Annotated in this window: 15 protein-coding genes; 5 read left to right on the top strand and 10 right to left on the bottom strand. The window is 68.4% G+C overall.

Going from position 1 to position 17,062, the window contains the following annotated elements:
* The first annotated feature begins 59 nt into the window (after positions 1–59).
* Together AC5YDV_RS01925 and AC5YDV_RS01920 are read left to right on the top strand one after the other, a co-directional pair.
* A complete protein-coding gene (locus AC5YDV_RS01925; RefSeq protein WP_463644791.1) occupies positions 60–1,112 on the top strand; it encodes a tyrosine-type recombinase/integrase in 1,053 nt (350 codons plus the stop codon).
* Positions 1,113–1,171: 59 nt separating this feature from the next.
* Positions 1,172–3,094 (top strand): tyrosine-type recombinase/integrase, encoded by a 1,923-nt coding sequence (locus AC5YDV_RS01920; protein ID WP_459018334.1) that lies wholly within the window; start codon positions 1,172–1,174, stop codon positions 3,092–3,094.
* Here the strand turns inward: AC5YDV_RS01920 and AC5YDV_RS01915 are convergent.
* From AC5YDV_RS01915 to infC, 10 genes are all read right to left on the bottom strand, one after another.
* Positions 3,079–3,372, bottom strand: a complete 294-nt coding sequence (locus AC5YDV_RS01915; protein ID WP_496181911.1) for a transposase — start codon at positions 3,370–3,372, stop codon at positions 3,079–3,081. The two genes, AC5YDV_RS01920 and AC5YDV_RS01915, sit on opposite strands and share 16 nt — an antisense overlap.
* Positions 3,373–3,788: 416 nt before the next feature.
* Positions 3,789–4,097: a hypothetical protein gene (locus AC5YDV_RS01910; RefSeq protein ID WP_496181910.1), complete on the bottom strand. Its 309-nt coding sequence runs from the start codon at positions 4,095–4,097 to the stop codon at positions 3,789–3,791.
* A gap of 56 nt (positions 4,098–4,153) precedes the next feature.
* Positions 4,154–4,774, bottom strand: coding sequence for a hypothetical protein (locus AC5YDV_RS01905; RefSeq protein WP_496181909.1), 621 nt, complete (start codon positions 4,772–4,774; stop codon positions 4,154–4,156).
* A 544-nt stretch (positions 4,775–5,318) separates the two neighbouring features.
* Positions 5,319–7,847 (bottom strand): DEAD/DEAH box helicase, encoded by a 2,529-nt coding sequence (locus AC5YDV_RS01900; RefSeq protein WP_496181908.1) that lies wholly within the window; start codon positions 7,845–7,847, stop codon positions 5,319–5,321.
* Between the two features lie 50 nt (positions 7,848–7,897).
* Positions 7,898–10,465, bottom strand: coding sequence for a phenylalanine--tRNA ligase subunit beta (gene pheT, locus AC5YDV_RS01895; protein WP_496181907.1), 2,568 nt, complete (start codon positions 10,463–10,465; stop codon positions 7,898–7,900).
* A complete protein-coding gene (pheS, locus tag AC5YDV_RS01890; RefSeq protein WP_496181906.1) occupies positions 10,462–11,571 on the bottom strand; it encodes a phenylalanine--tRNA ligase subunit alpha in 1,110 nt (369 codons plus the stop codon). Before pheS ends, pheT begins: the two co-directional genes overlap by 4 nt.
* A gap of 98 nt (positions 11,572–11,669) precedes the next feature.
* Positions 11,670–12,530: a TrmH family RNA methyltransferase gene (locus AC5YDV_RS01885; protein WP_496181905.1), complete on the bottom strand. Its 861-nt coding sequence runs from the start codon at positions 12,528–12,530 to the stop codon at positions 11,670–11,672.
* A 112-nt stretch (positions 12,531–12,642) separates the two neighbouring features.
* Positions 12,643–13,008, bottom strand: a complete 366-nt coding sequence (gene rplT, locus AC5YDV_RS01880) for a 50S ribosomal protein L20 (RefSeq protein ID WP_496181904.1) — start codon at positions 13,006–13,008, stop codon at positions 12,643–12,645.
* Between the two features lie 40 nt (positions 13,009–13,048).
* Positions 13,049–13,243, bottom strand: a complete 195-nt coding sequence (rpmI, locus tag AC5YDV_RS01875) for a 50S ribosomal protein L35 (protein WP_496181903.1) — start codon at positions 13,241–13,243, stop codon at positions 13,049–13,051.
* 77 nt (positions 13,244–13,320) lie between these two features.
* The gene (infC, locus tag AC5YDV_RS01870) at positions 13,321–14,022 is read right to left on the bottom strand and encodes a translation initiation factor IF-3 (protein WP_496181902.1); all 702 of its coding nucleotides are present in this window, start codon (positions 14,020–14,022) and stop codon (positions 13,321–13,323) included.
* A 336-nt stretch (positions 14,023–14,358) separates the two neighbouring features.
* Between infC and AC5YDV_RS01865 the strand changes: the two genes are divergently transcribed.
* The 3 genes from AC5YDV_RS01865 to AC5YDV_RS01855 are packed head-to-tail and all read left to right on the top strand — an operon-like array spanning position 14,359 to position 17,013.
* A complete protein-coding gene (locus tag AC5YDV_RS01865; protein ID WP_496181901.1) occupies positions 14,359–15,129 on the top strand; it encodes an ABC transporter ATP-binding protein in 771 nt (256 codons plus the stop codon).
* Complete coding sequence (locus AC5YDV_RS01860) at positions 15,126–15,953, top strand: ABC transporter permease (RefSeq protein ID WP_496181900.1); 828 nt, start codon at positions 15,126–15,128, stop codon at positions 15,951–15,953. Before AC5YDV_RS01865 ends, AC5YDV_RS01860 begins: the two co-directional genes overlap by 4 nt.
* Before the next feature lie 43 nt (positions 15,954–15,996).
* Positions 15,997–17,013, top strand: a complete 1,017-nt coding sequence (locus tag AC5YDV_RS01855; protein ID WP_496181899.1) for an ABC transporter substrate-binding protein — start codon at positions 15,997–15,999, stop codon at positions 17,011–17,013.
* Positions 17,014–17,062: the final 49 nt, after the last annotated feature.

The following is a 17,062-nucleotide window of genomic DNA, read 5'->3' as shown; positions in this document are numbered from 1 at the left end:
GGCTTGATATGTAGGTGATCTCGACTCCGGGTGGATGGCGGTTCGTGACGGGGTCGACGATGTGGTCGTCGTTCTCGTGGCTGGAGCTGTTGATGGAGTTGTTCGTGCCTGTCCTTGCCCGCTCGCGCGGCGCCGCTCCCGAGTTGGGTGACGCGCTGTTGGATGAGTATCTGCGGTTCACTGCGGCGCGGCTGCGTCCGAACTCGGTGACGGCGCAGGCTTTCGACTTGAAGGTCTTCTTTACCGTGGTGGGTAAGCGGCCGCTGGCCGTGGGGACTGCGGACGTGTTGGCGTTCATCGAGGCACAACGCCAGCCACGACGTGGTGGGAACGTGGTGCGCCTGTCCGATGGCGAGCAGGGGTTGGCGGCCTCCACGATCAAGCGCCGGTTGGCGACGGTGACCTCGTTGTTCGACTACCTCATCGCGCGTGGCGTGTGCGAGCGCCAGCCCGTCCCGCGATCGATCACCCCTAGGACACGGTCGCTGCGAGGGGCACCGCTGGTCCGGGCCCCGAAGCGTCTGCCGCGCATCCTCGCTCCGGGTGAGGCCGTCGCGCTGACGAACGCGCTGCGCACGCAACGGGACCTGGCGATGGTCACGCTCATGCTGCGCGCCGGGCTACGGCGTTGCGAAGTCCTCGGCGTGCGGTTCACCGATATCCAGCCAGGCGACCAGCGCGTGTTCATCTGTGCGGGCAAGGGCGGTCACGAACGGATCGTCCCGGTCGATCCGTTGTTCTTCACTCACCTACACGCCTACCTGTCCCTCGAGCGGCCACGCGACGGCGACGGCGAGCGCGTGTTCGTGGTGTTGAAGGGCCCCAACCGGGGTCGTCCGCTCACGGCGGCGGGGCTTGACGAGGTCCTCGCCGGAGCCCGCCGCCGAGCCGGGCTCGCTCATGCGACGTGCCACGAGTTGCGTCATACGTGCTTCACTCGCCTGCGTGAGGCTGGGATGAGCCTGGAAGCAATCCAGGCCCAGGCGGGGCACGCGAACCTCGACACGACTCGCCTTTACCTGCACTTGTCCAACGACTGGCTCGCCGACCAGTATCGCGACGCCATGACCGTGCTCGCCGACATCTACGACAACAACGGAGCGGTGTCGTGACCCCCTCTACAGGCCCAGTGAGTGCGTCCCCGGCGCCGACGTCATCGCCGGACCGTGCTGTGGCTGAGGCGGTCGACGTGCTGCGCTGGTTCGCGGACGCGTACATCGCGGCCGGCGCGACGCCCGCAGCCCGCCAGACCCGCCGCCAGGGCGTGGCTGGGTTCGACCGGCGTTTCACCACTCTTGCCGCTTGGAACGCGGCCGACGTCATGACCCGGCGGGCCGTACGAAGCGAGGTCATGTCGTTTGCCGCCCACGCTGCTGTGGCGACTGGCCTGTGTGTCGATCCTGCCTTCGTGACGGGGTCTGGATGCCGCTGGGGCGTCTACCTGCGTACCGCCTATCCCGACCAGTACGACCGGTTCAACGGCCAGGCCGCTCAGCTCGGGTTCTGCGACAAAGAGATCGGCCGCATGTGGACCCACCTGTCCCGCATTGCCGTGATCGCCGGTACGGGTCCCGACGCGCTCACCCCCGCCGCCTACCAGCGGGCACGAACAGTGTTCTTCGAGTCCGTGACCGCAGGCAAGGACGCCATCCCGCACAAGTCACTGTCCACCCCACTGTTCGGGCTCGACGCGCTCATGCATCACCGTGGCCAAGCACCCTCCCCGGACAAGCGACGACGCTGGATTCACCGGCCCGTCGCCGAAGTCGACTGGGACCACCTCGAAGCCCACGCCCCGGTCATGACCGCAACAATGCGTCGCTACCTGCATCAATGCTCCCTGTCACTACGCCCGGCGTCGGTCACCTTGTTCGACACCACGCTCCGCCAGTTCGCCGGTTACCTCATCCACCACCACAGCGCCGACCAGCACGGCACCGATCCCGGCGGCGACGGCGACGTTCACCTGGTGGTGCGGGTCGCGGACATCGATCGCGCACACGTCGAGGGCTACAAGACCTGGCTCGCAGCACGGCCGGGACACCGAGGCAAGCCGCTGACCAAGACGACCCTGGCCATGCGCATGGGCCACCTGCGCTCGTTCTTCACCCGGATCATCGAGTGGGGCTACGACGACGTCCCCGCCCGGGTACCCGTGTACCGCGACGACCGTCCCCGCCTGGACAAGCCACTTCCGAAGTTCCTCGACGACGCCCAGGCAGCCGCGTTCATGGCTGCCGCCCGAGCACTGCCGAACCGACTCGACCGGCTCATCGTGCAGACCCTGGCCCGTACCGGGATGCGGCGCGGTGAACTGCTCGGCCTCACCATCGACGCCGTCGTCCAGATCGGCACCGGCTATTGGCTGCGCACCCCCATCGGCAAGCTCCACAACGACCGGTACATCCCCTTGGACCCGCAGCTGAAGACCCTGATCGACGACTGGCTCGCCGACCGTCCCGACTGGCAGGCCAGCGACCTGCTCCTACTCGACCGGGGCCGCCCGATCCCACCGACCCGCATCGACAAGGCCGTCGCGAAGGCCGCATCCGGTGCCGGGCTCGGCCACGTCCACCCCCACCAACTGCGTCACACCCTTGCCACCCAAGCCATCAACCGCGGCATGAGCCTGGAAGCCATCGCCGCTCTGCTCGGACACGCTGACCTGTCCATGACCATGGTCTACGCCCGGATCGGGGACCGCACCGTCGCCGACCAATACTTCAACGTCACCCGCAAGATCGAGTCCCTCTACGCCACGACCACACCCACCACGACAGATGTCGCAAAGAGCGCCACCGGCACCAAGCGCGCAACAGGTGTGCGCCTACCCGCCGACGCGGCCGGACCAGCCATGACCAGCCTGCACGCTGAGGTAAGCAAGCGTCTACTCGGCAACGGCTACTGCGCCCGCCCGATCGAGCTCGACTGCCGCTACGAAACCATCTGCGAGTCCTGCACCATGTTCTTCACCACCATCGAACACCGCCCCACCCTGCAAGCCCAACGCGACGACGCCTGCGCCAAAGGCCAAACCCGCCGCGCCGAGGTCTACACCAACCTCCTCGAACGCCTCGATCAAACCCCCGCTTGACAGACATCACCCACATAAGCCGCCGCTTTTCCCAAGAACTCACGCTCCGCCTTCAGCTCGCGGTTCTCCTTCCGCAACCGGGCCAACTCGGGGCGTTCGTTCTCGTTCAGTTCGGGCGTCTCGTCGGCGTGCTCAGGCCGGTACGCATTCACCCAATTGCGCAGTGTCTCAGGGCCGACGCCGAACTCGCGGGCCACCTCGGCGATCGTCCGGGACGACTCGATCACCGCCCGCACCACCTCGGACTTGAACTCAGGACTGAACTTCTTCGGGGCCATCAATTCCGTTCCCAATCTCCAGGGAATCCTACCCTTGGGGCTCTTGGTCCGGAATCAAGCACTCACCGCCCCAACTGCTTCGCGATCGCCCGCTGCGACAACCCGCCACTGCGGTGCAGCTGCCTGACCAGTGCCCAGTCTTCCAACGAGATCACCCGTCCAATCGTGGTCAGGTGGCCTAGTTTTCGACCGGCGCCAGTGACCTAACTGTTGCGGCTCATGAGCTTGGTGTCACCAACGTCATGAGCAACTACACCTAACTTTCGACCGTCGTTGTCAGCTGGGTCCGGCAGCTGGCCGCAGTGAAGCCGCTCCTCATCTCAGCTGGCGTGGCATCAGGGATCGCTTCGACCTCCGACGCCACCGCAAACACGGCTGATGTCCTCCCCTCCCACTGGTCTGGCAACAAACGCCAGTCATGCTTGGCGCAGATCTTCATCGTCTTCAGCGCTCACTCGGTCCTTGCCACCGTGGGTCTCATCTTCGAGTGCCGCCCAGCGAAGCAGCAGTAGGCCCACGACCAGCAGCGCCGGTGCAGTCATGAGGACAACCGCAATGGCCGAACTGAGAAGCAGCAAGAGAGGCTGCACCCACCCTTGCGCCGGAGAGATCTCTTGAACGAGGAGATGCCCCATCGTCGCTGCCGCATGGGTGATGATGAGGATCGACGCTGCAATGATGAGCAGGCGTCCTTCACGGCGCCAGGACTGGGTCCGATGCGTCACGTTGGGTAGACCTCTCCTTCGCATTACCGTGATCTCGTCTTCCGGTGGTTGCCTCATCACTCGAACAGGCCGGACCACCCGACACCAACGCTCGCGGTTCTTCCCCTGACCGCGGGCAGTGCGGCGACACGACCCCACGGAACTGTAACTCCAGAAGCAGTCGAACCCGAACTGCACGGACCCGAGGCCCAGTACGGCCTGGGATCGTAGGCAGGGGTAGGGATTGGATCGTAGTAGGCCTCTACTTGGAAGCAGGCCACCCCGCTGGAGATGGGATCACGCCAGAAATTGTACCTCTTGGTTGACGTGACGTATGAGCCAATGTACCCGCAGGCCGCAGCAATGCGTGTGCCGTAGTCAACCTGATAGCCCGGTACCACCAAGCCCTTCTGGCAACTCGCAACTGCGGCCTGTTGTTCTTTCGTCTGACCCTCCAGCGCCTTGCCATCCTCCGCGTACGCGAGGGGGGTGTCAACTGTGATCTCCGGCGAGATCCGGATGTCGGTCTTCTTGAGGTGCTCTGGAAACCGATCGATAACCTTCTTTGAAATGTGAGGATTGGTTCTCTCCAGCAGCGAGACGCCTCGAGGATCAGCTCCTGACGCAGCGGTAGCGGGGATGGCTGCAATGGCGATGACAATTCCGAGTGATCCGATCAGGAGAATGCCCCTATTCATATCCTGCTCTCTTCTTGAGGTAAACGGATGGTTCAGTTCTCATGTGAGTTTCGGCCTGAGGAGCCTGTCACTCGTAAGGTTTTCCTTTGATCATCACGAGGAGATGGGTGGTCTGGAGAGGTTCAGCGATGAATGGCGATGCACATGGGCAACGAGACCGATGCTGTCGCTCACCAGAAGATGGGTCAAGGAGACCGACGCCGATCGGCCCATGAGGGCGCCGATGTGACCAAACAGGCACACCTCGTCTCGACCACAGTTGGGGGTGGTGAGCAAGTTTGATTGGCCGTTCCTCTTGGTCGCCTGCCCGATGTGCTCGCCGATCCTCGGTTGGAGGCCCCGGGTAACGATGTGATGTGGCTTCATACCTGGGCGTGGGGTGAGCGTGGATCCGATGGCGGGCGTGTCGGCGGGGTGACGAGCGTCTAGGCCGAGGCGGACGCCGACGCGACGACCTGACTCGGAGGCGCGATGTCACTGGGCCCGCATGGCGGACCCGTTGCCACCCCCGGGCTGCCTTCGTGACCTCCCGAGGGGCACCAGGTCAGTCCTGCCGGCTGAAGTCCGTCACGTGCAACACGAGGTCACCGGCGTCGTCGCACTCATCGAGGTCGACCCACGCGTGCAGCGCCCAGTCGTGGTTGCCCTCGGGGTCTGCGATGATCTGGCGCACCTGCCACGTCCGCCCGGCCTTCCCCGGGGTGACGTCGAAGTACTTCGGTCCCCGGGCGTCGGCGTCCGTCCCGATCTCGTCGTGCTCGTCCCAGTAGTCACCCAGGGCGTCGTCCCAGTGCTGCCGGGTCATGACGACCGACTGCCCCGTCTCCAGCGACGCCAGCGCGTCGAGGTTGTCGTCGGCCATCAACTCGACCCGTCGCCACATCGCGTTGCGAACGAGCACGCGGAACGCCCGCTCGTTGCCCGTCACCGGACGGCTCGGCGGCGGAGCCTCGTCGAGGGCGACGACCTCGCCGCCGGTGAGGCTGGCGAGCTTGTTCCACTCGTCGATGAGCGAGGAGTCGGTGAGGCGGTTGACCTCACCCAGCCAGGCGATGATGTCGGCGAGTTCCTCCGTCCGGGCCGACTCCGGCACCGTCTGGCGGAGGGCGCGGTACGCGTCCGACAGGTAGCGGAGCAGGAGTCCCTCGGAGCGTTGGACCTTGTAGTGGGCCACGAACTGCCCGAAGGTCATGCCGCGGGCGTACATGTCGCGCACGACCGACTTGGGCTTCACGGGCGTCTCGGCGAGCCACGGGTGCCCGCTCGCGTACACGCGGTGCGCGTGGTCCAGGAGTTCGGCGAGCGGTTGCGGGTAGGTGACCTCGTCGAGCGCGTCCATGCGCTCGTCGTAGTCCAGCCCGTCCGCCTTCATCTCCTGGACGGCCTCCCCGCGCGCGATGAACTGCTGCTGGAGCAGGATCACCATCGGGTTCTCCAGCGTCGCCTCGATCACGCTGACCACGTCGAGCGCGTACTCGGGTGAAGCGGTGTCCAACGTCTCGATGACCGCGAGCGCGAAGGCGGACAGGGGCTGGTTCAGGGCGAAGTCGCGCTGCAGGTCCACGGCCAGGGCGTAGCGGCGTCCGCCCTCGGTCGGGTGCGCGAGGCGCTCGACCACACCCGCCCGGATGAGGGAACGACCCAGCTGGGCGGCGCGCCTGATGAGGCGTCGGCGGGTGCCCGCGTCCGGGTGCACCGAGTCGACCAAGCGGAGGACGGCGGTACCGGTGTCCTCGTCACGCTGCAGCAGGTTGAGCAACATCGCATGGCTGAGCGTGAGCCGCGGGTGGAGTTCCTCCGGCTGGGATTCGATCAGCTTGGTGAACGTCGCCTCGGTGTAGTTGATGAAGCCCTCGGGGGGCTGCTTCCGGCGGACGGAACGAAGCTTCTTCGGGTCGTCAGCGAACTTCGCGAGGATGCGCGCGTTCTCCACCTCGTGCTCGGGCGCCTGGGCGACGACGTAGCCGACGGTGTCGAACCCGGCGCGTCCGGCACGTCCGGCGATCTGGTGGAACTCGCGGCTCCGCAGGACGCGCTGGCGACGTCCGTCGAACTTGGTGAGCGCGCTGAACAGGACCGTCCGGATCGGCACGTTGATGCCCACGCCCAAGGTGTCCGTGCCGCAGATCACCGCGAGGAGCCCGCGCTGGGCCAGCCGCTCGACCAGGCGGCGGTAACGCGGCAGCATGCCGGCGTGGTGGACGGCGATCCCGGCACGCAGCAGTTTGTTCAGTGTCTGGCCGAAGCCGGGAGCGAACGGGAAGCCCTTGAGCTCCTCAGCCAGCGGGGCCCGGCGCTCGGCGTCCAGGACCCCTTGGCTGAGCAGGGCCTGCGCGCGCTCGACCGCGGCCGCCTGCGTGCCGTGGACGACGTACACCGGCGCCTGGTGGGTCGCGACCAAGGAGCCGATCGTCTCGTGGATCGGGTCGAGCGACCACGTGTAGTTCAACGGCACCGGACGCGTGACGCCGCCGATCACCGCGGTGTCCCGCCCGGTGGCGTCCTCGAGCTGGGCGGCCAGGCGCGACACGTCGCCGAGCGTCGCGGACATGATGAGGAACTGGGCCTGCGGGAGCTCCACGAGCGGAACGTGCCACGCCCAGCCGCGGTCCGGGTCGGCGACGAAGTGGAACTCGTCCATGACGACTTGGCCGACGTCGGCGTCCCGGCCCTCGCGCAGGGCGATGTTGGCCAGGATCTCGGCGGTGCAACACACGACCGGGGCGTCCGCGTTCACCGAGGCGTCGCCCGTGACCATGCCGACGTTCTCGGCGCCGAACGTGTCGACCAGCGCGAAGAACTTCTCACTGACCAAGGCCTTGATCGGGGCCGTGTAGTACGTGCGCCGGCCCTGCGCGAACGCCGTGAAGTGCGCCGCGGCCGCGATCAGGGACTTCCCGGAGCCCGTGGGGGTGGTGACGATGACGTTCGAGCCCGTGAGGAGCTCGAGCAGCGCCTCCTCCTGGTGCGGGTAGAGGCTCAGCCCAGTTCCTGTGGCCCACGCGACGAAGCCGCTCTCGAGGTCGTCGGGGTCGGCGGTGCCGTCGGGCGGCAGGAAGGGAATCAGCGACATGGCGCCCCCATCGTCGCACACCGTGCCGAAGCCCCGTCGCGTGGGACCGGTCAGGCGCGCAACTGGGCCCCGAATCGCTGGACGGCGGCGGCCACGGACGCGTCCCGCGCGGCCGCGGCGTCCGCGTCGGTCAAGGTGCGGTCGGACGCCCGGAAGCGCAACGCGAAGGCCACCGACTTCATCCCGTCGGGCACGGGGGCGCCCCGGTAGATGTCGAACAGCCGCACGGACTCCAGCAGTTCTCCCGCACCGTCGGCGACGGCGGCCTGCAGGTCGGCGACCGGCACGTCCTGGTCGACGATGAGGGCGATGTCCTCCTTCGCCACCGGGTGCGCTGACACCGGGACGAGGGTCCCGGCACCCGGCGACAGCGAGACCAGCAGGTCGAGGTCGAGCTCCACGGCCGCGGTCCGCGCCGGGAGGTCGAACGCCTTGACCACGCTGGGGTGCACCTCACCGGCGTAGCCGACGACGGTGTCGCCGACGAGCAACTCGGCGCAGCGCCCCGGGTGCCACGGCGCCTGGCTGGCGGCGCGGCGCTCGAGGCGCACCCCGACGACCCGTGCGGCCACGTCGGCGAACGCGATGGCGTGGGTCCAGGACGCGGGCACCGCAGCGCCCTGCCACCCGGCCGGCAACCACGAGCCGGTGACGACCGCGGCGAGGTTGCGCGGCTGCCACGGGAGAGCCCGCTCGATGGCGTCCAACTCGTCGTCGCTCGGTCGGCCGGTCACGGCGGGCAGCGGTGCCGCCTCGCCGGTCTCGGACGCGAAGAAGACGCGGCCGGCCTCGAACAGCGCGAGGTCGTCGGCGCCGCGGGACGCGTTGCGCGCCACGGCGCCGAACAGCCCCGGCAGGATCGACGTCCGCAGGAGCGGGGCCGTCTCGGCGAGCGGGTTGCTCAGGGCGACGGTGCGACGACGCGGGTCGTCCTCGTCCAGACCCAGCGCGTCCGCGTCGGCGGCCGACGACCACGGGAAGGTCAACACCTCGACGAAACCCGCGGTGGCCAGGGCACGGCCGATGGCGCGACGGAGCCTCTGCTCCTCGGTGAAGCCGCGGCCCACCGGGGCCGGCGGAACGATCGAGGGCAGGTGCTCGTAGCCGACCTTGATGCCGACCTCCTCGACGTAGTCGTACGGGTCGGTCAGGTCCGCGCGCCACGTCGGCGGGGTCAGGGTGAGCGTCTCGCCGTCCCCCGCCGCCGAGGTCCGCTCCACCGTGACGCCGGAGGCCGTGAGGATGTCGACGGCGCGGTCCGCGGGAACGGGCATGCCGAGGATGCGCTCGGGCAGGTCCGCGTCGATGGTCGTGACCGGCATCGGCGGGACCTCGCCCGCGACGGTCTCGGCCACCAGGCGTCCTCCACCCAGCTCGACCAGCAGGTCGGCCACGCGGCGGGCCGCGCCGTAGGCCGCTCCCGGGTCGACCGAGCGTTCGAAGCGACGCGACGCCTCCGAACCCAGCTTGTGGCGGCGCGACGTGCGCGCGATGGTCACGGGGTCGAAGTTGGCGGCCTCGATGACGATGCGGGTCGTGGTGTCGCGCAGTTCGGTGTCCTCGCCACCCATGACGCCGGCGAGGCCGATGGGCCCCCGGTCATCCGTGATGACCAGGTCGGCCTCGTCCAAGGTGCGCACGACGTCGTCGAGGGTGGTGATCCGCTCGCCCTGCTTGGCCTGGCGGACGACGATCGCACCTTGGAGGGCGTCGGCGTCGTAGCAGTGGTTCGGTTGGCCGGTCTCGAGCATCACGTAGTTGGAGATGTCGACGCTCAGCGAGATCGAGCGCATGCCGCAGGCGGCGAGGCGCTGCTTCAGCCAGCCGGGCGATTCGGCGGCGGGGTCGAAGCCCTCGATCGTCAGCGCCACGAACAGCGGGCACGCCTGGGACTTCAGGACCACCGGATGGCCCCCCTGAATGGGGGCCGGGGTCTCGTGGGTGATGACGTCACGGAAACCGACGCCGAGTGCTTGCGCCGCCTCCCGCGCCAGCCCACGGACCGAGAGGCAGTGGCCCATGTCCGAGGTGACCGGCATGTCGAGGACCTCGTCGGCGACCCCCATCGCCTCGAGCGCGGGGGCGCCGAGGACCCACGGCCTGCCGTTCTCGTCGGTGTCGCCGAGCACCATGATGCCGTGGTGGTCCTCGCCCAGGCCCAGCTCGTCCTCGGCGCAGATCATGCCGTCGGAGACGTGGCCGTAGGTCTTGCGCGACCCGATGGGGAACGGGCCGGGCAGGGTGGCCCCCGGCAGCGCCACGACGACGGTGTCGCCCGCGACGAAGTTCAACGCGCCACAGATGACGCCGCGCGGCCAGTACCCGCCCGGCAGCGGGGCGACCTCGTCGCCCTTGACCAGCGGGCCGGGAGCTGACTCGGGTGCGTGCTCGGCGCTGACGTCGACGTGGCACCAGCGGATGGTCTTGCCGTTCTTCTGCGTCTCCTCGACGAAACCGACGACGCGCCCGATGACAACCGGCCCGGTGACGTCCCCGCCGATGCTCTCGACCTGCTCGACCTCCAGGCCCGCGCTCACGAGCGCGTCCGCCAACTGCCAGGCGTCCAGCCCGGCGGGCAGGTCCGCGTACTCGGCGATCCAGCTCTTGGTTGCCCTCACCGTGCTTCTCCCATCAGCATCCTCGAGAACCGGACATCCCCTTCGACCATGTCGCGCATGTCGGCGGCACTGTTGCGGAACATCAGCGTCCGCTCGATGCCCATGCCGAACGCGAAGCCGGAGTACACGCTGGAGTCGATGCCAGCAGCCTCCAGCACGCGCGGGTTGACGACGCCACAGCCGCCCCACTCGATCCAGCCCTCGCTGTGGCAGGTGCGGCACGGGGCGTCAGGGTTGCCGACGGAGGCGCCGTGGCAGACGAAGCACTCAAGGTCGTACTCGGCGCTCGGTTCGGTGAAGGGGAAGTAGTTCGGGCGGAAGCGCGTCCGGATGTCGCCGAACATCTCGCGGGAGAGGTGGTCCAGCATTCCCTTGAGGTGCGCCATGGTGATGCCCTTGTCGACGCACAGGCCCTCGATCTGGTGGAAGACCGGGACGTGGGTCGCGTCGAACTCGTCCGCGCGGTACACCTTGCCGGGACAGACCACGTAGACGGGCAGCTCCCGGTCGAGCAGCGACCGGATCTGGACCGGTGACGTGTGCGTGCGCAGTACCACGTGGCTGTCGTGCGGGGCGACGAACAGGGTGTCGGACTCGCCGCGCGCCGGGTGGTCGGCGCCGATGTTCAGGGCGTCGAAGTTGAGCCACTCGGCCTCCGCCTCGGGACCCTCGGCGACCTCCCACCCCATCGCGACGAAGACGTCGCCCATGAGGTCCATCAGGCCGGTGATCGGGTGGATCGCGCCCTCGGGGGCGAGCGCGACGGGCAGGGTCACGTCCACGGTCTCCTCGACCAGGGCCCGCTCCAGCTCGGCGGTCTCGACCTCGAGCTGGCGGGCGGCCAAGCCCTCGGTGATGCGGGCGCGGGCGGCGCCGATGCGCTGGCCCGCTTCCTTGCGGGCGGCAGGCGGCAGGGCGCCGATCTCGCGGTTCGCGAGCGCGATCGGGGCGCGCTCACCGGCGTGGGCCAGGCGCGCCTCCTTCAGTGCCGCACTGTCGGACGCCGCCGCGAACGCCGCCAGCGCGTCCGCGACGATGGCGCCCAGGGATTCCGCGCTGAGCGCGGCGACCTGCTTCGGGTCGTAATTGTCGTTCGGCCCCGACATGGGCCCTCCTTGTCGATCGTGGTCGAGGCGCGGGTCTCCCCCGCCTCCTACGTCAGTCGTGCGGCGTCAGTTCCGTGCCGCGTCAGTTCCGTGCAGCGTCAGTTCGAAGCGCGCTGCGCGGACGCCGAGGCGTACAGGCAGATCGCGGCGGCCGTCGCCAGGTTCAGCGACTCGGCGTGGCCGTAGATCGGGACCGCGACGGTGGAATCGGCCAGCGCGAGGTGCTCGCTCGGCAGGCCCCATGCCTCGTTGCCCATCACCCAAGCGGTCGGGCGCGCGAGTTCGTCGTCCAGGTCGGTCAGGTCCACACCGGCGTCACCGTCCGTGGCGAGCACCTGCATCCCGGCGGCGCGGCACGCGCCGATGGCCTGCTCCAGGTCGACGCCCGTCACGATCGGTAGGTGGAAGATGCTGCCCACACTGGCGCGGACCGTCTTGGGGTTGTACACCTCCACGGAGTCGGTGCTCAGGATGACCGCATCGGCGCCGAAGGCGTCCGCACAACGGATCACGGTGCCGGCGTTCCCGGGGTCACGGATCTGCGCGCAGATGACGATGAGGGCGACGTCCTTGCGCTGGTGCTTCTTCTTCTCCTGGCAGGGATCCTTTCGCCGCGTGCCCAGCACCTCCGACAGGGTGACGTCGATGTTGCGGGCCACGGCGATGACGCCCTGGGGCGTGACCGTGTCGGACATGGTGGCGAGGTTCTGCTCACTCACGGCGAACACCTGGACATCGTTGTCACGTGCCAGGTCGACCAGGTCGAGGTTGTCGTGGACGGAGGCCCACCGGACGAACAGGCACTTCACGACGCCGGGCGTCCTGAGCGCCTCACGGACGGCCTGCCGGCCCTCCACGAGGAACTCGCCGCTCTCCTTCCGCTCCTTGCGGCGGAGCAGGCTGCGTGCCTCGCGCAGCACGGCTTGGCTGGGCTCGTCCAATTCAATCCGGTCAGTCATCGCTTTCCATCCTCACATCGTCCAAGGTTCACCTTGCCACACCCGACCGGAACGGAAGCGGCAGCCCCCGGGAGTGGACCCGGGAGCTGCCGCTCGGCGTTCGAGTGTGACCTCAGGCGGCCGCAGGCTGGTTGGCCTTGGCCAGGTCGACGAGCTGCGCGAACGCGTTCTCGTCGGTGACGGCAAGGTCAGCGAGGATCTTGCGGTCGACCTCGACGCCGGCGGCCTTGAGGCCCGAGATGAAACGGTTGTACGTCATGCCGTTGGCGCGGGCGGCGGCGTTGATGCGCTGGATCCACAGCGAACGGAAGTCGCCCTTCTTGTCCTTGCGGTGGGCGTAGCTGTACGTGTAGCTGTGGAGCACCTGCTCCTTGGCCTTACGGTAGAGGCGCGACCGCTGCCCCCGATAGCCGGACGCGATGTCCAGCACCTCGCGGCGCTTCTTCGCCGCGTTCACTGCGCGCTTGACGCGTGCCATGGTGTTTCTCCTTGTGTGTTACGAAAGTCGGGTCAGCGGGTCACTTGCCGAGCAGGCGGCGAGCAGTACGGGTGTCGGCCGGGGACAGCAGCACGTCGTTGCTGAGGCGACGGGTGCGCTTGGTGGGCTTGTGCTCGTTGAGGTGCCGCTTGCCGGCGCGCTGACGCATCAGCTTGCCGCTGCCGGTGACCCGGATACGCTTCTTGGCACCGGAGTGCGTCTTCATCTTCGGCATGGCGCCGCTCTCTTTCTCTCGTGAACTCGCGTTCGTGGGTCCGACGTCGGTTGGGCCGCGTCGAGGTCCCGTGTCTCTTACAGGTCGATGTCGGGGTCGAGCGCTTCGTTGCGGCGGCTCTGCTTCTTGGGCTGGGCCGTCGCCTGCTCGGCGGCGCGGTGCTCGGCGAGCTGGCGCGCCTCCTCCTCGGCGTTCGCCTGTCGCTCCGACATGCGGGCCTGCTTGGCGGCCTCCCCCTCCGCACGCGCCTCGGCCTTCTTGCGGGTCGGGGCCAGCACCATGAGCATGTTGCGGCCGTCCTGGCGCGGCTGGCTCTCGACGACGCCGTCCTCGGCCACGTCGTCTGCCAACTTCTTGAGCAGGTTGAACCCGAGCTCGGGACGGCTCTGCTCACGACCTCGGAACATGATGGTGATCTTCACCTTGTCGCCGGCCTTGAGGAAGCGGACGACGTGGCCCTTCTTCGTCTCGTAGTCGTGCTCGTCGATCTTCGGGCGGAGCTTCATCTCCTTGATGACGGTGTTCGCCTGGTTCTTGCGGCTCTCACGCGCCTTCTGCGCGGACTCGTACTTGAACTTGCCGTAGTCCATGAGCTTGGCGACCGGCGGACGGGCCTGCGCGGCTACCTCGACCAGGTCGAGGTCCGCCTCACGAGCCAGGCGCAGGGCGTCCTCGATGCGCACGATGCCCACCTGTTCGCCGTTGGGGCCAACAAGTCGGACTTCGTTCACATGGATGCGCTCGTTGATGCGCGGTTCGGTGCTGATGTGTTCCTCCATGGTTCGTGGTGGTGGTGCCGACCAAACGAAAAGGGCCTCCGCAGCACACGGAAGCCCAAGCCGACGGCACTCACCCCGCTCGAGGCGAGGGCACCTGGACCCGATCAGGATGCTGATGCGGGTGGGAGCTTGGCGACTCCACTTGCCACGGACCACCCTGACGGGAGGTCGAACCGTTTCATTGTAGCCGACGGGCCCCGCCACGCCCAATCGGGACCTTCTCACACTCCCTGGCTTGTCGGGACCACGATGTGGGTCCGTTGCGGCGGCCGCGTCGCCACCGCCTAGGGTGACAGGCCTGACGGCACGGATCAACCGGGAGGGTGCATGGCAGGGGTGGCGAATCGTGAGGCACGGGACGTCTCGAAGGTGTTCTTCTCCGGGGCCGACCCGGTCTGGGCACTCGACGGGGTCTCCCTCACGCTCGAGCCCGGTTCCTTCACCTGCATCGTCGGTCCGTCGGGCTGCGGCAAGTCCACGCTGCTGCGCATCATGGGCGGTCTGGAGTCCTCGACCTCCGGCTCGGTGGTCGGACGCAGCGGGGGCGAGCGCATCCCGGAGGCCTTCGTCTTCCAGGAGCACGGCGTGTTCCCGTGGATGACGGTCGAGCAGAACGTCGGCTTCGGCCTGCGGATGTCCGGGGTCGCCGGCAGCGAGCGCCGTGAGCGCGTCCGCGACTGGGTCGCCCGGGTCGGCCTGACGTCCTTCGCCGGTCACTACCCCCACCAGCTGTCGGGCGGCATGCGCCAGCGTGTGGCGATCGCGCGCGCGTTCGCCACCGGCTCCTCCGTGCTGCTCATGGACGAGCCCCTCGGCGCCCTCGACGCCCAGACCCGCCAACTCATGCAGGAGGAACTGCTCGCGCTGTGGCAGTCCGAGCGCAAGACCGTCCTCATGGTGACCCACGACATCGAGGAGGCGATCCTCCTGGGGGACCGCATCATCGTGATGTCGAAGCGCCCCGGGCGCATCACCGAGGACCTCGTGGTCCCCTTCCCGCGCCCGCGCACCGTCGGGATCGAGCGGGACCCTGCCTTCATGGAACTGCGCCACCGCATCTGGGGCCTGCTGAAGGACGACGTCCGAGCCAGCGAGGAAGTCGCATGAGCGACCGCATCGTCCGCACCGAGGCCGCCGCGCTCGACGTCCGCGCCACCGAGCGCCGCCTCCGCACCCGCGACCTCGTCCTGGCGATCGGGACGCCGGTCGCCCTGCTCCTGCTGTGGGAAGTCGCCTCACGGCTCGGCTGGATCGACGTGCGTGTCTTCTCCTCGCCGTCCGACGTGGCGGACCAAGCGGCCACGATGGCGGCGGACGGCTCGCTGGGCGAGCACACCCTGGCCACGTTGGCCCGCCTCGCCGCCGGTGGTGCGATCGGCGGCCTGCTCGGCGTGGCGGTCGGCCTGTTGATGGGCACCTCCCGCGCGCTCAACGCGGCCCTCGGCCCGACCTTCTCGGCGCTCTACGCGCTACCGAAGGTGGCCATCCTCCCGATCCTGTTGTTCATCTTCGGCCTGACCGAGACGCCCCGTGTCCTGTCGGTGGTCATCAGCGTGTTCTTCATCATGCAGATCAACACCGTGGCCGGGGTGCACGCCATCGACGCGAAGTTGCTGGAGGCCGCCCGCGCCTACGGCGCCCGGGGCCTGGACCGGTTCCGGTTCGTGATCCTGCCCGGGGCACTCCCCTACATCTTCGCCGGGTTCCGCGTGGCCGTCGGCACGGGCGTCATCGTCATCACCGCCGTGGAGATGCTCGCCTCCAACACCGGCCTGGGCTACCTCATCTGGAACAGCTGGACCTTGTTCATGCCCGACAAGATGTACGTCGGTCTCGTCATGGTCTCCCTGCTGGGCGCCGGCCTCACCGCCCTGTTCGCCTACCTCGAGCGTCGGGCCCTGCCCTGGCGCCGCGGACGCCGGGTGTCCTGACCCCCGTCCGCCAACCCTCACCACAGAATCCGAAGGAGCATTCGTGAAGCGCATCGCAGCATTCGTCGTCGCCCTGGGCCTCGCCCTGGCCGGCTGCGGCACCGGGAGCGGGACGCCCGCGGCGTCCGGCAGCGCCCCGCAGCAGGGCGGGACGACCACGGTCAAGGTCGCGCACCTGCCGTCCACCCTGTTCTCCCCGCTGTACATCGCCCAGGAGAAGGGCTACTTCACCGACGCGGGCCTGAAGGTGGAACTCGAGGCCGTCAAGTCCGGCCAGGACGCCATCCCCCTGCTCGCCTCCGGCAAGCTGGACGCGCTGGCCGCGGGCTTCTCCGCGGGCATGTTCAACGCCCGCAACGAGGGACTCGAGTTCCAGGTCGTCGGCTCGATGGGCATCAACACCGGTGACCCCGAGAAGTCGCCCACCATGCTCATCGCCGGCCAGAAGGCGTACGAATCCGCCGCCGTCACCGAGGTCGCCGACCTCAAGGGCAAGAAGATCGCCGCCGCGGGCGGCCCCGGCGCCACCGGTGGCTTCCTCGTGGCGTCGATCCTTGCTGAGGAGGGCCTGACGCTCAAGGACGTTGAGATCGTCAACCTCTCCACCCCCGACATGCCGAACGCGCTCTCGACCGGCGCCGTCGATGCGGCGCTGGCGTCCGCCCCCGTGTCGGGCCGGATTCTGGCGGACAAGGTCGGCACGCTCATCGGCGTCCCGGCCAAGGGCGTCAGCTCCTCGGGGCTGATGTACGGCCCTGACTTCGCCAAGACCCCCGCGGCGCAGAAGTTCTTCGACGCCATCGCCAAGGGCGCCGCCGACCTCCAGAGCGACGGGGCGACCAGCGAGGAGAACCTTGCGATCCTCGCGAAGGCGACCAACCAGGACGTCGCCGTCGTGAAGGCGACCCCGCAGTACTCGTTCGACGCCAAGCTGGCCCCGCAGCCGGCGACCATCGACCAGATGGAGAAGATCTGGATGCAGGGCGGCCAGATCAACTACGCGACCGCCCAGGGCTCGGCGAAGCTCGTCAACGACACGTTCACGAAGGCCACGTCCTGACCGAGCGGACATGACAACGGTCCCGTCCGGGGTTCTCCCGGGCGGGACC

The organism is Propioniciclava sp. LT432, from assembly GCF_059515965.1.
Note: the sequence above shows the minus strand (reverse complement) of the source record. Positions and strands in the feature narration are given on the sequence as shown.

Bases quoted from the DNA above. Each gene is read 5' to 3' on its own strand.
- AC5YDV_RS01925 (WP_463644791.1), top strand. From the start codon at position 60: ATGTGGTCGTCGTTCTCGTGGCTGGAGCTGTTGATGGAGTTGTTCGTG.
- AC5YDV_RS01915 (WP_496181911.1), bottom strand. From the start codon at position 3,372: ATGGCCCCGAAGAAGTTCAGTCCTGAGTTCAAGTCCGAGGTGGTGCGG.
- AC5YDV_RS01905 (WP_496181909.1), bottom strand. From the start codon at position 4,774: ATGAATAGGGGCATTCTCCTGATCGGATCACTCGGAATTGTCATCGCC.
- AC5YDV_RS01900 (WP_496181908.1), bottom strand. From the start codon at position 7,847: ATGTCGCTGATTCCCTTCCTGCCGCCCGACGGCACCGCCGACCCCGAC.
- pheS (WP_496181906.1), bottom strand. From the start codon at position 11,571: ATGTCGGGGCCGAACGACAATTACGACCCGAAGCAGGTCGCCGCGCTC.
- AC5YDV_RS01885 (WP_496181905.1), bottom strand. From the start codon at position 12,530: ATGACTGACCGGATTGAATTGGACGAGCCCAGCCAAGCCGTGCTGCGC.
- rplT (WP_496181904.1), bottom strand. From the start codon at position 13,008: ATGGCACGCGTCAAGCGCGCAGTGAACGCGGCGAAGAAGCGCCGCGAG.
- rpmI (WP_496181903.1), bottom strand. From the start codon at position 13,243: ATGCCGAAGATGAAGACGCACTCCGGTGCCAAGAAGCGTATCCGGGTC.
- infC (WP_496181902.1), bottom strand. From the start codon at position 14,022: ATGGAGGAACACATCAGCACCGAACCGCGCATCAACGAGCGCATCCAT.
- AC5YDV_RS01860 (WP_496181900.1), top strand. From the start codon at position 15,126: ATGAGCGACCGCATCGTCCGCACCGAGGCCGCCGCGCTCGACGTCCGC.